This is a genomic window from Marinomonas spartinae (genome assembly GCF_016461715.1).
Taxonomy (GTDB): domain Bacteria; phylum Pseudomonadota; class Gammaproteobacteria; order Pseudomonadales; family Marinomonadaceae; genus Marinomonas; species Marinomonas spartinae_A.
Genome location: NZ_JAEMUI010000010.1, coordinates 73,221 through 85,293 on the forward strand (window position 1 = coordinate 73,221; position 12,073 = coordinate 85,293).

11 protein-coding genes are annotated in these 12,073 nt (G+C 41.6%); 6 read left to right on the forward strand and 5 right to left on the reverse strand.

The window, feature by feature from the left end; translation table 11 throughout:
- Window positions 1–4: 4 nt before the first annotated feature.
- The 4 genes from JHD45_RS10890 to JHD45_RS10905 form a co-directional block, all read right to left on the reverse strand.
- A complete protein-coding gene (locus tag JHD45_RS10890) occupies window positions 5–787 on the reverse strand; it encodes a ParA family protein (protein WP_199476549.1) in 783 nt (260 codons plus the stop codon).
- 4 nt (window positions 788–791) lie between these two features.
- Window positions 792–1,418 carry a 16S rRNA (guanine(527)-N(7))-methyltransferase RsmG gene (gene rsmG / locus JHD45_RS10895; protein ID WP_199476550.1) on the reverse strand — a complete coding sequence of 209 codons (627 nt, stop codon included), beginning with the start codon at window positions 1,416–1,418 and terminating at the stop codon, window positions 792–794.
- Window positions 1,419–1,456: 38 nt separating this feature from the next.
- Window positions 1,457–3,346 (reverse strand): tRNA uridine-5-carboxymethylaminomethyl(34) synthesis enzyme MnmG, encoded by a 1,890-nt coding sequence (gene mnmG, locus JHD45_RS10900; protein WP_199476551.1) that lies wholly within the window; start codon window positions 3,344–3,346, stop codon window positions 1,457–1,459.
- 776 nt (window positions 3,347–4,122) lie between these two features.
- Window positions 4,123–5,178: an NAD(P)-dependent alcohol dehydrogenase gene (locus JHD45_RS10905; RefSeq protein ID WP_199476552.1), complete on the reverse strand. Its 1,056-nt coding sequence runs from the start codon at window positions 5,176–5,178 to the stop codon at window positions 4,123–4,125.
- 170 nt (window positions 5,179–5,348) lie between these two features.
- Here JHD45_RS10905 and JHD45_RS10910 point away from each other — a divergent pair, with 170 nt between their 5' ends.
- The 3 genes from JHD45_RS10910 to JHD45_RS10920 all read left to right on the forward strand — a co-directional run bounded on the left by JHD45_RS10910 (window position 5,349) and on the right by JHD45_RS10920 (window position 8,080).
- Window positions 5,349–6,242: an AraC family transcriptional regulator gene (locus JHD45_RS10910; protein WP_233407764.1), complete on the forward strand. Its 894-nt coding sequence runs from the start codon at window positions 5,349–5,351 to the stop codon at window positions 6,240–6,242.
- 109 nt (window positions 6,243–6,351) lie between these two features.
- Complete coding sequence (locus JHD45_RS10915; protein WP_199476553.1) at window positions 6,352–7,023, forward strand: TetR/AcrR family transcriptional regulator; 672 nt, start codon at window positions 6,352–6,354, stop codon at window positions 7,021–7,023.
- Between the two features lie 73 nt (window positions 7,024–7,096).
- A complete protein-coding gene (locus tag JHD45_RS10920; protein ID WP_199476554.1) occupies window positions 7,097–8,080 on the forward strand; it encodes an MDR family oxidoreductase in 984 nt (327 codons plus the stop codon).
- Between the two features lie 298 nt (window positions 8,081–8,378).
- On the opposite strand, the gene JHD45_RS10925 is transcribed toward JHD45_RS10920, so the two are convergent.
- A complete protein-coding gene (locus JHD45_RS10925) occupies window positions 8,379–9,269 on the reverse strand; it encodes a LysR family transcriptional regulator (RefSeq protein WP_199476555.1) in 891 nt (296 codons plus the stop codon).
- 104 nt (window positions 9,270–9,373) lie between these two features.
- Between JHD45_RS10925 and JHD45_RS10930 the strand changes: the two genes are divergently transcribed.
- The 3 genes from JHD45_RS10930 to JHD45_RS10940 are packed head-to-tail and all read left to right on the forward strand — an operon-like array spanning window position 9,374 to window position 12,066.
- Window positions 9,374–10,741 (forward strand): MFS transporter, encoded by a 1,368-nt coding sequence (locus JHD45_RS10930; protein ID WP_267905967.1) that lies wholly within the window; start codon window positions 9,374–9,376, stop codon window positions 10,739–10,741.
- Window positions 10,720–11,121: a hypothetical protein gene (locus JHD45_RS10935; protein ID WP_199476557.1), complete on the forward strand. Its 402-nt coding sequence runs from the start codon at window positions 10,720–10,722 to the stop codon at window positions 11,119–11,121. The genes JHD45_RS10930 and JHD45_RS10935 overlap by 22 nt, the downstream gene beginning before the upstream one ends.
- A 3-nt stretch (window positions 11,122–11,124) precedes the next feature.
- Window positions 11,125–12,066, forward strand: coding sequence for a flavin reductase family protein (locus JHD45_RS10940; RefSeq protein ID WP_199476558.1), 942 nt, complete (start codon window positions 11,125–11,127; stop codon window positions 12,064–12,066).
- Window positions 12,067–12,073: the final 7 nt, after the last annotated feature.

The window sequence follows — 12,073 nt, forward strand, 5'->3', positions numbered from 1 at the left end:
ATTATCACGCAGAGCGTTTACGGATAAATTCACCTGCTAAGGCAAGGTAAGCAATGGCACCACGGGACTCTTTTTCATAATGTAAAACAGGCAGTCCATAACTTGGCGCTTCAGCAAGGCGTATATTACGAGGTATCACCGTATCATACACCTTAGAACCGAAATGTTTTTGTAATTGACCCGATACATCATGGGTCAAACTAGGGCGAGGATCATACATGGTTCGCAGAATCCCCTCAATTTCTAGTGACGGATTTAAGGCATGGGTAATACGGTCAATGGTTTGCAATAACGCCGTCAACCCTTCTAGGGCATAATATTCACATTGAACCGGAATTAACACCCCTTGGGAAGCGGCCAACGCATTGACAGTTAACATGTTCAGCGCCGGTGGGCAATCAAGCAGGATAAAATCAAAGTCATTATCTACTTCATACAGCCCCGCTCTTAAACGCGTTTCCTTACTGGGCAAGTCCAACAAAGCCACTTCTGCCCCAGTTAAATCCCCATTGGCGGGCAACACCCAATATTTACCAGGATTAGCCGTCTCTTCCATGACGGGCTTCATCACTTCTTTAACGCCATGGGTTCCCACTAAAACATCAAAGACACTCGTATCAAGCTCTTCTTTAATGAGTCCGCTGCCTGTCGTGGCGTTCCCCTGGGGATCAAGGTCGATTAAAAGCACACGTCGCTTCATCGCGGCCAATGAGGCGGCGAGGTTTACACAGGTCGTGGTTTTACCCACTCCCCCTTTTTGATTCGTGACTGCGATTATTCTCGCCATGCTATTATCCTTTACGCACCATAATGACCATATGACGTTCCGCCTGAATATTCGGTACATTCAGTGATTTAATGTCAACAACTTCCACTTCAGAAGGCAAATTAGCAAGCTCTTTATCTGGGTGTACCCCTTTCATAGCTAAAAAATTACCTGTGTCCTTAGGTAGTGGTAAGGTCCAGTTTATCATGTCTTGTAATGAGGCAAAGGCTCGTGAAATAACATGATCGTACTCACCTTGATGAGCGTGTTTTTCAACTCGCTCATTAGCAACTGTAACATTATCAATGCCCAGCTCCATTTTTACCTGAGTTAAAAAACGGGTTTTTTTGCCATTACTGTCTAGTAAAGTAAAGTGCTTTTCAGGGTAACAAATAGCAAGCACCATACCAGGTAACCCAGGTCCTGTCCCTACATCAATAATACGTTCACCTTTAATAAAAGGCAGTGTGGCCAGACTGTCTAATAAATGCAATGAGATCATTTGATCAACATCACGGATTGCCGTGAGGTTGTATGCCTTATTCCATTTTTGCAACATGGCAAGGTAGTCTACTAGAGTCTGAATGGTCTTATCAGATAAATGGGCGCCCATTTGTTGGGCGCCTTTTTGAATGGCAGCAAAATGTGTCACAGTCGAATCCAATTAATCGGCGTTATCGGCTGTAGATTCTAGGCACTTTTGCGTGTAATCGCACGTTTTTTCAAGTGAATTAATAGTAAGGACACCGCAGCGGGGGTCACACCTTGGATGCGTGACGCCGCAGCAAGCGTGGCAGGTCGTGCCTGAGTCAGCTTTTGCTTAATTTCATTGGACAGACCTTCCATCCTAGAATAATCCAAATCTTCCGGTAACGGCGTGTTCTCTTGACGACGCAAACGTTCAATATCTTCCGCTTGACGGGAAATATAACCTGCGTATTTCACAGCAATCTGAACTTGTTCGGACACTTGTTCATCAACCGCATCGGCAGGTGCATTTTTCAGATGAGCAATGTCGGCATACACCACCCCTGGACGCTTCAATAAATCCAACAAACTGTACTCATGAGAAATTGGCGTTTCCAATTTTGGATTAATAACTTCAGCCTCAGGAGAATTGGGTACAATCCAGTTGGATTTAAGACGCTGAGTTTCCAATTCGATGGCTTCACGTTTTTTACAAAAAGCCGCCCAACGCTCATCCGATACCAAACCAAGTTCACGACCTTTTTCAGTTAAACGCATATCCGCGTTGTCTTCACGAAGAATCAAACGATACTCCGCACGGCTGGTAAACATACGATAGGGTTCTTTTGTTCCCATTGAAATCAGATCATCAACAAGCACGCCTAAATAAGCTTCGTCACGACGAGGTGTCCAAGCTTCTTTGTCTTGTGCTAATAAAGCAGCGTTTAAGCCCGCCAATAAACCTTGAGCGCCCGCTTCCTCGTAACCCGTTGTGCCATTAATCTGCCCAGCAAAGAACAAACCAGGCATGTGCTTGGTTTCTAAGGAATATTTCAAGTCTTGTGGATTGAAGTAATCGTATTCAATCGCATAACCTGGGCGAATGATATGCGCATTCTCCATACCTTTCATGGAACGGACCAATTCAATTTGTACGTCAAATGGCAAAGAAGTAGAAATGCCATTCGGATACAACTCGTGGGTCGTTAAGCCTTCCGGTTCAATGAAGATCTGATGGGAGTTTTTATCCGCAAAGCGCACAATTTTATCTTCAATAGAGGGACAGTAACGTGGCCCAACCCCTTCAATCACTCCGGTATACATAGGCGAACGATCCATACCTGCACGAATGATATCGTGGGTGCGTTCATTGGTATGGGTAATAAAGCAATTGATTTGACGTGGATGCATTGAGCGATCGCCCATATAAGACATCACAGGCGTTATATCATCACCAGGTTGTTCTTGCATTTGGCTAAAGTCGACCGAGCGCGCATCTATTCGTGGGGGTGTCCCCGTTTTAAGACGGTCTACTCGAAATGGCAAAGCACGCAATTTTTCTGCTAAGCCAATGGATGGAGGATCACCAGCACGACCACCAGAATGGTTTTGTAAACCAACATGAATGACGCCTCCTAAAAAAGTGCCCGCTGTCAACACAACGGTTTTACTATTAAAACGAATGCCCGTTTGCGTAATGACACCCCGAACCGCACCATTTTCAACAATCAGATCTTCGGCTGATTGTTGGAATAACCAAAGATTTTCTTGGTTTTCCAATTGATAACGAATGGCTGCTTTATAAAGAATACGGTCAGCTTGAGCACGCGTGGCTCGAACAGCAGGCCCCTTGCGAGAGTTCAATGTACGAAACTGAATACCCGCTTTATCAGTAGCAAGTGCCATCGCGCCATCCAAAGCATCAATTTCTTTTACTAGGTGCGACTTCCCAATACCACCAATGGCTGGGTTACAGGACATTTGTCCTAATGTTTCAATGTTGTGTGACAATAAAAGTGTTTTCACACCCATACGAGCTGCTGCTAAAGCGGCTTCTGTGCCGGCATGACCACCACCAACCACAATCACATCAAAGCGACTTGGGAAATCCACGGGAACCTCGGTATTGCTAATAAATAAATGACTAATGAATAAAAAACGAACAGATTCGATAAGGTGGCCTAGTATATCGGCTAATTTTGAAAAAGAAAGAGAGATAAACGACTATCCCCCGGTCATCAATATTAATAAAATCATTATGTATATAGGGTTTTTATGTTAGTTATGTTTATATAGAACCTCTATTTTTGTTAACAACCCATAAAAATCTTTATATTTCATTTAGTTATAGAATTCACATCTTGTTGATGTATGGTCTACTTACCTGTGATATGAACAGACTGAACTTGTGAATAACTTGAGTACTTATACACTAGCGTCTTTTTCTTTCTGTGTTGTTAAAAACTGTGCAAAACTTCTTATTTATCTATCACCATAGTTATCAACAGTTTGAAAAAATGTATTTTTGAATTATTTTTATCTGTTTTTAAAGGTTTTTTTATAGTAGTCCACAGGGTGTTTTTGGCCTGTTAGTAAAAAATAGTCCACAAGCGAAAAAAAGAAAAAAATTTTAACTTTCACATTTGCTCAAAAAAATAATGTGAATAATTTTGCTGTCAATAGGTTGACATGGGATAAGTTTGAGCTGTGTATAAAGTTTTTAACGGACCAAAATATTGAAATTGTGGGTAACTTCGTCATTTTCGCAAGCGCCTGTTAATGACTTGGTTGGTAGGGTAAGCAGGAGAAGCATCAATTAATAAGAAACAAGGCCAAAAAAAAGCGCCAACTAGGCGCTTTTTGACTATAAGACGTTATAAAGCTAGATGTTAAGCGCTTTTCAGGCTTTGCATATCAATGATAAAGCGATATTTCACATCGCCTTTTTTCATACGTTGATAAGCTTCATTGATGTCTTGGATGTTGATCATCTCCGCATCACACTCAATCTGGTGTTCAGCACAGAAATTCAACATTTCTTGTGTTTCGGCGATTCCACCAATTAACGACCCCGTAAGGATACGTCGCTTCATGACCAAGTTTCCAGCATGAACCGGTGGTTCAACAGGTTCAATAAGACCGACAAGAATGTGTGTGCCGTCGACTTTTAAGACATTGAGATAAGGGTTGAGATCGTGCTGTACTGGGATGGTATCCAACAAATAGTCAAACGTCAGCGCAGCGGCTTTCATTTGCTCTTCATCGGTTGACACAATGACGTGATCGGCACCTTGTTTTTTTGCTTCGGCGATTTTGCTTTCGGAGCGAGTAAAAATGGTGACTTCAGCACCGAAGGCTTTGGCAAATTTCACCCCCATGTGACCCAAGCCACCCATGCCCAAGACCCCTACTTTATCCCCTGCTTTGATGCCATTATGACGAAGTGGTGAATAAGTGGTGATGCCTGCGCATAATAAAGGGGCTGCTTTACTTAGCTCTAAGGTTTCTGGAATGGACAAAACGAACTTTTCTCGTACTACAATGTGGTCAGAATAACCGCCATAAGTGAGTGTGCCATCAATTAAATCATGGCCACCGTAGGTACCCACAGCGCCATTATCACAATATTGTTCCAGGTCTGCGGCACAATGGGCACAATGCTGACAAGAATCGACCATACAGCCTACTCCGACAATGTCGCCTATTTTATATTGGCTCACTTTATTGCCGACTGCCGTGACTTTGCCGATGATTTCATGACCTGGTACGACAGGGTATTCACTTGGTCCCCAATCACTTTCAACGGTATGAATATCTGAGTGACAAACACCGCAGTAAAGAATATCAATATTCACATCATCTTCACGTAATGTGCGTCGTTCAAAAGTAAAAGGTGCTAAAGGTGTCGTTGCGGATGTCGCAGCATAAGCTTTTGCTTGACTCATTACTTAACTCCTAATCTGTTAGTGAATGTCTTAATGTGCTCTCAGTGTAGGGTAAATAGAGGAGATTATTGTTATGCAATTCTGGTAGTATTTTGCCTATTCCTACAAAAAGGCCGAACTCTTTATTTCCTACACAATGTTTGCCCGATATCTTATATAAGTGACCCGAAATGATGATAACTCCAGAAAAACAGAGCAATTTAGTGGATTTACTGCGACCTATTGCCTCTTTGGAAGGCGTTAGAAGCAGCCTTATTGATCAGGTGCGTTTGATAAAATGCTCTAGAACGATTCCTCGTAGCCCCCTGATGTATCAACCGAGTTTGACCATCATCGCGCAAGGAAAAAAAATAGGATATATAGGAGAGCGAGAGATTCATTACAATTCGGGACATTACTTAGTACAGACCCTGCCTTTGCCTTTTGAATGCGAAACCTTTGCTACCGAAGATGAACCCCTATTAGGCTTATCCATCCATATTGATCCTGCTATGTTAGCAGAGCTGGTAGTGGATCCTGTGGAAATCGACCCTCACAAAAATGCCTCTTGTTCGCCTATGGCGTCTGTGGCCATGAGTAGTGGAATGCAAGAAGCTGTTATACGGCTTGTACGTGCGCTACACGATGAAACCACGGCAAAAATTATGGGGACTAGCCGAGTGAGAGAAGTGATTTTTGAAGCATTACAAAGCTCTCAAGGAGATGCCATTCGGGCGCTGGTAGCCAATCAAGGATTGTTCTCTCGTATTGTATTGGCGCTCAAGCAAATGCATACCGAGCTGGATCAGGAAATACGGGTTGAGCAATTGGCAGAAAATGCCAATATGAGTGCGTCGAGCTTTCACCACCATTTTAAAAGCATAACGGGTTCTTCCCCTTTGCAATATTTAAAACGTTTACGCCTTCTCAAGGCGCAAATGTTGCTAAATCAGGGGATATTGGGGGTTGGACAGGTGTCTTTCGAAGTGGGCTATAAGAGTGTTCATCAATTTAGTCGCGACTATAAACGCTACTTTGGAGCGTCTCCTACCAAAGATAAATTAAGAGAAAATGCAGTGGTGTAAAAGAGATATGGGTCAATCGGATTCTTAATGGTTGAATTAACTTTCTTGAATTTAATAGACGAGTGGTCTAAATTAATAGCTATGACACTCAATTACTAGGAATAAGAATGTGCTCCACACTCTAGATGAATCTAAATCCAGTACTGACTTAGTAAATAAGCCTCGTCGCGGGAGGCCTAAAAAGTCATCATCAGATTCTCAGGATACTCGGGAAGCCTTGTTACGGGCTGGTATGTTGATATTGACGGAATCTGGTTTTACCCGCAGTGGTATTGAGCCAATTCTAAAATCGATTGGCGTACCCAAGGGATCTTTTTACCACTACTTCTCTAGTAAAGAGGCCTTTGGATTGGCCGTTTTAGAGCGTTACCGACGCTATTTTGAAGCGAAACTAGATGGCTTTTTACTGGATGAGGCATTTTCTCCCCTAGAACGATTACAACGTTTCGCCAAGGACGCTCAGGATGGCATTGTCCGTCATAAGTTTAAGCGTGGCTGTTTAGTGGGGAATTTAGAACAAGAATCTAGCCTATTGTCTGAATTGTTTCGAGAACAATTGCAAGCGACCTATCAAAGCTGGCAGGCGCGGGTAGCTGAGTGTTTATTAGAAAGCCAAAAGCAAGGTGAAATGGATTTACAAGTCAGTATTGAACAGACGTCTCAAGCATTTTGGATTGGTTGGGAAGGTGCGGTTCATCGGGCTAGGTTGATAAAAAGCATTCAACCCTTGAGCCTGTTTATGGCATTTTTTATCAAAGCAATTCAATCTAAAACGTATTAAAAATATCAACCAAGTATCAATACTTGGTTTTTTTGTTATTTAATTAGACGATCAGTCTAAATTTGGAGGGTTTATGTTTAAAGGCTTATTGATCACGCAAGAAGACAAGAAAAACTTGGCATCCATCGTTGAGCTAAATGAAGATCAGTTACCCGAGGGTGATGTTCTAGTCGATGTTCACTACAGTACGATAAATTATAAAGACGGTATGGCGATCACTGGAAAGGGTCCCATTATCCGTTCCTTTCCAATGGTGCCGGGGATTGATCTGGTTGGACAAGTCATGAAAAGCGATTCTCCGCGCTTTTCCAAAGGGGATTTTGTCATTCTCAATGGTTTTGGTGTTGGTGAAAAGCATTGGGGAGGTTTATCAGAAAAAGCCCGTTTAAAAAGTGATTGGCTAATCCCACTTCCTAAGACCATTGAAGCCAAACACGCTATGGCCATTGGTACGGCCGGTTACACTGCCATGCTGTCTGTACTCGCGTTGGAAAAACAGGGAGTAACGCCGGAGTCTGGAGAAGTTTTAGTCACTGGTGCAAATGGCGGGGTTGGCAGCTTTGCGATTCGTCTATTAAGTCGTTTGGGGTATCGCGTGTTAGCCTCCACAGGTCGAATGGCAGAAAGTGACTATCTAAGAAGCTTAGGTGCGAATGAAATCATTGATCGGGATTATCTGTCTGAACTAGGAAAGCCGCTGCAAAAAGAACGTTGGGCTGGTGCGATCGATTGTGTTGGCAGTCATACGCTAGCGAACGTGTGTGCCAGTACCCAATATGGTGGTGTGGTAACCGCCTGTGGCCTTGCTCAAGGTATGGATTTTCCAGCTTCGGTTGCCCCGTTTATTTTACGCGGCATTAAATTAATTGGTATTGATAGTGTCATGCGTCCACTTGAAGATCGTATCGAGGCATGGGAACGTTTGGGTGAACTATTAAAACCGGAAGACTTCGCGACGATTAGCCATGAGATTACCCTCGATGAGGTGGTTGAAACGGCCCATGCTCTAATGAATGGCAAGGTTCGTGGCCGTATTGTTGTGAATCTGAAACCCTAGATTTAATAGCTGTTACCTGCCCTACTATAAATTGTTCCAGTTGGAGCGGTTTATAGTAGGATACTTCCCATTGCTCCCGTTTTGGACAACTCGCACAAGGTGTGGTAGCTGACGCAAGCCAATGCTTTTTTACGAGTGGTTTTTGCTTCTCCAGAGTTCGCTAGTGTTTTTACCTCTTTTTAATATTTATTGGTCGTTTACATTAGCCGACTTTTTGGCCTACCCGAAAGCAAAAATGACCGTGGGATAGGGAGTATCACACTATTTTTAGATTCATTTAGAAGATGGCTTTTATTTATTATAAATCATTTATATGTTGTACTAGATGATCGATAAATGATCTGCATTTAAGACGAACACGGTGGTCTCCTGTAAAAACAACACTGATATCCTGTTTAGGAAGACTCCAGTCTGGAAATAAATGAACAAAATCCCCGTCTGTTAATTCTTTTTTGATTATCCATTCGGGTAATATGGCGATACCCAGGTTGGATTTCACCATAGATTTTATAGATATTGATGAGTTAGTACTAAATTTTGCGGTAGCATTCACTTTGAACTCATGATTATCTTTATTATGAAAAGTCCATTGTGTCGGATTTTTTAGATTACTGTTAGCAATCCAGTGGGCTGAGTTAACATCCTCTAATGAAGTAAGAGGGTTTTTTAGTAGCCACTGTGAAGAAGCCACCATAATAATATTATAATGGGCGATCTTTCGACTTTTTAAAGACGAATCATGCAATGTACCCAACCTAACCGCTAAATCAATCTGCTCATTGACTAATTTATTTAATGAAGAATCTGCATGAAAACTAATTGTAATATCTGGGTGAGATTGACAGAAATCAGCAATAATAGGTATTAAGAACACCTCTCCAAATTCGACAGTGGAAGAAATTCTTAAATTTCCAGTGAGAGAATGATGCTTCTCAACAACATTTTCTAATGATGTCTGAATATTTGAAAATGTCTCTTTAAAATCGTTATAGAGTAATTCACCCGCTTCAGTCATCACAAAGCCTCTGGAGTTTCTGATTAATAGTGGAACTTTCAGAGAGTCTTCTAAGGATTTGATATGGATGCTGACCATCGCTTTGCTGATGAATAGTCGATCCGCCGCTTTGGAGAATGAGCCACTTTCAACGACAGTGATGAAAATATGGATACGTTTTAGATTGTTAAACATACATTGTTAAATCTCATTAAACTTAGTGTTTAGTCTAAACAGCTCGTCACCCTCCGTCAAACTCTATAGTATTCCGGCCATAAAATTTTTGTCAGAGGTTGCTCATGGTTTATCGCTACCGAATTGCTCTCATTTTTTTGATCGGTTTTTTTATTGACTGTATAAATATATTTATGTCAGCAATTTCTCTTCCTGATATTGCCAGAGAATTATCTGTATCAGCGTCTAGTATTGTTTGGGTTGCAAATAGTTATATTCTTGGCCTGACACTGATTATTCCTATTAGTAATTGGTTGGCCAGTCAATTTGGCGCTCGATTAACCATTGTAGCATCCATGCTTATATTTTCATTGGGTGCATTATTAGCTGGTACAGCAAATGAGTTTTATTCTTTAGTCACTTTTCGTTTTATTCAAGGCGTGGGTGGTGGCCTGCTTATTCCCGTTGGTCAAGCTCTCACCTTTAATTTATTTAAAAATAAAGAACGAGCAAAAATATCAACACTTGTTATGGCGGTCGCTTTGATTGCTCCCGCTATCTCACCGACTATTGGTGGTATCATTGTTGACAATGCTTCTTGGCGTTGGGTATTTTTATGCAATATTCCTTTTAGTTTATTAACGGCTTTATTAGCCCTACTATGGATTCGCTCTGAGGAAACGAAGGTAAAACGCCCTGACCTAAAGGGGCTAATGTTGGTTAGTATTTCATTGGCCACAATACTCATAGGGCTTTCTCTTTACGCCGATGCTGGTTCAAAACTGAAGTCATTATTGTTTCTTATCATCGGCTTTGTTTTTGCTATGGTTTACTTGAAGTACTATCAGGATAAGTCTGACCCCATTCTTGATCTCAAAATGCTGCATAATATTCATATGCGATTTTCTGTACTGATTTACCATGCGGTTCCTGGTGTCTTCACAGGAGTGAACCTATTGAGTATATTTTTTCTTCAAGATGAGCTGTGTTGGTCGGCGGAGCAAACTGGATCATTGATGATACTTTATGCGACAGGGTCATTTTTTGCCATGGTAATGGGTGGCCGACTCTATAATCGTATTGGTGCACAGCCATTATTTCTATCTGGTTTATTATTACACTCCTCTGGGATCGCGGTTCTCTCTTTAGCGGGAAATAATCTCACACTGCCATTATTGATTATCGCCTACCTATTGATGGGCATGGGAGGAGGAATAAGTGCCAATACAGCCCAGACAACGGCGATGATGGATTTTGACGAAGAGCAACTTACTCGAGCCAGTACTATCTGGAATCTGAATCGTCAGATGTCCTTCAGTATCGGTGCTGCTTTTTTCACATTAGTTTTTAACTTGTTGCAACAGTACACCACGGATATGTCAGCCTACCAACTGACATTTTTAATAGCCTCAGTTGTTGGGCTTAGCCCCTTGCTACTGATTAAAAAACTCACCCAGAAAAAGGACTCGTTATGTTATCCGAAAGAGAGTTAGTCGCGCATCACAGCGTTATCGAGCTTCATCAATGGATTCAAGATGTATTTACTGGTGATTCAAAGCACTCTATGTCTCTAGAGAAACTACTGAATAGCTTCAGCCCGACTTTTTCCATGGTCCCAGTTTCTGGGAATCTTGTCGGTCTACAACAGGTTGAAGCGCTATTTCGGCAGAACATAGGAAGTCGCCCATCCTTGTCCATTACAATTGAGCAATGTGAAACGCTATTAGAAACACAAGACAGCATTGTTATACGCTATCGTGAAGTACATCAGGAAGAAGATAAAGGTTCTTCTCGCTGGTCCGTAGTGATTATTGATATGCATAGCGGTAATCCGCTATGGCGATATCTACAAGAAACGGCTGAGGCGTTGTAAAGAATGAGTCTATATCAGATAAGCTGTATTCGAGACATCGGACAGTCTATTCGGGAAATCACTGTTTATAATCAAGAGGCAGTAGTGAATCCGAGCCCAGGAGCTCATTTCAAATGGTATATCCCTGAACTTTGCTCATGGCGACATTATTCTTGTGTCCTCCTTCCATCACAAGAAAAAGAGTTAACTTTTGCAATGAAGCTAAATCCTGAATCTCCTAGCAGTCAGTATTTGATGTCACTAAGAGAAGGAGAATATGTTGAAATGGAAGGTCCTTTCAATCATTTTCCTGAAAAAATTGCATCAAAAAATGGCCGTAATATAGTGATTGCTGGAGGTATTGGAATAACACCACTTGTTGGTATTGCATGTCATATTAATAAGTCTGCAGGAAACGTTGATTTTCATTATTTCTCTACGAATATGCAACAAGCTATTTATGCGCCAGAGTTAGCTGAGTTATTTGGAGAAAGATTATTTCTTCATACTAAGGATAGTCCTAGTATTTCTCTATCTAAACTACTTGGTAAACTGACACTTTCTGATCGAATTCATCTTTGTGGTCCTCCACGTTTACTAAAAGCAGTATTTGAGTACTGCGATAATGAACAGTTTCCACGCAATAACATTGCTTTTGAGCTATTTACACCCTCATCATCTTCGAAAGGTGAAAAGGAGCCAAGCTATGAAGTTGAAGCTGTTCAATCTGGCATTATTTTTCGGGTTTTACCTGATCAAACCCTCCTAGATGCCTTGGAAAAAGCAGGGCTAGACCCTTTATATGACTGTCGTCGAGGAGAATGTGGGCTTTGTGCTCTTCAAGTTATCGAGGGGGAGATTGACCATCGTGATTTTATAATGACGAAGCAGGAAGCTGAATTAGGTCAGGTAATTTATCCTTGTGTATCTCGAGCAAAAGGGATGCGTCTTAAACTTGAAATATGAAAATAAA

Bases quoted from the DNA above. Each gene is read 5' to 3' on its own strand.
- JHD45_RS10890 (WP_199476549.1), bottom strand. From the start codon at position 787: ATGGCGAGAATAATCGCAGTCACGAATCAAAAAGGGGGAGTGGGTAAA.
- JHD45_RS10905 (WP_199476552.1), bottom strand. From the start codon at position 5,178: ATGAGTCAAGCAAAAGCTTATGCTGCGACATCCGCAACGACACCTTTA.
- JHD45_RS10910 (WP_233407764.1), top strand. From the start codon at position 5,349: ATGATGATAACTCCAGAAAAACAGAGCAATTTAGTGGATTTACTGCGA.
- JHD45_RS10920 (WP_199476554.1), top strand. From the start codon at position 7,097: ATGTTTAAAGGCTTATTGATCACGCAAGAAGACAAGAAAAACTTGGCA.
- JHD45_RS10925 (WP_199476555.1), bottom strand. From the start codon at position 9,269: ATGTTTAACAATCTAAAACGTATCCATATTTTCATCACTGTCGTTGAA.
- JHD45_RS10930 (WP_267905967.1), top strand. From the start codon at position 9,374: ATGGTTTATCGCTACCGAATTGCTCTCATTTTTTTGATCGGTTTTTTT.
- JHD45_RS10935 (WP_199476557.1), top strand. From the start codon at position 10,720: ATGTTATCCGAAAGAGAGTTAGTCGCGCATCACAGCGTTATCGAGCTT.
- JHD45_RS10940 (WP_199476558.1), top strand. From the start codon at position 11,125: ATGAGTCTATATCAGATAAGCTGTATTCGAGACATCGGACAGTCTATT.